The following is a 549-nucleotide window of genomic DNA, read 5'->3' on the forward strand; positions in this document are numbered from 1 at the left end:
TCAAACGTGAGACGGCAGCATTGCAGTCGACAGGTAAGAAGTTCGTTCTATCTCTTGGAGGTGCTGAAGGCACTATCACTCTAAACACTGACCAAGACGAAGCGAACTTTGTTTCTAGTCTAACTGGCCTTATCGCTGAATGGTGCTTTGATGGTCTCGATGTGGATTTAGAGAGTGGATCTAACCTAGTACACGGTTCACAAATTCAAGCTCGTCTTGGTCGTGCTTTGCTGCAAATTGAGCAAAACATGGGGGGCGATATGTACCTAACCATGGCACCTGAACACCCTTATGTTCAAGGCGGTTACGTCGCTTACAGCGGAATTTGGGGAGCGTACATTCCAGTGATCAACGATACTCGCAGCACGCTCGACTTGCTTCATGTTCAGCTATACAACAACGGCGGTCTACCAAACCCGTACCTACCAGGTTCTGCACCAGAAGGCTCTGTTGATATGATGGTCGCTCAATCTAAGATGCTTATCGAAGGTTTTGAACTAGCCGACGGCACTCAGTTTGCGCCATTGCGTGATGATCAAGTCGCGATCG

General features: G+C 48.5%; 1 pseudogene. It reads left to right on the forward strand.

Features of this window, described 5'->3' with window-relative positions:
* A pseudogene (locus R7Z77_RS27785) lies at window positions 1–549 on the forward strand (glycosyl hydrolase family 18 protein); the annotation flags it as partial.

This window comes from Vibrio sp. 1401 (assembly GCF_033340295.1).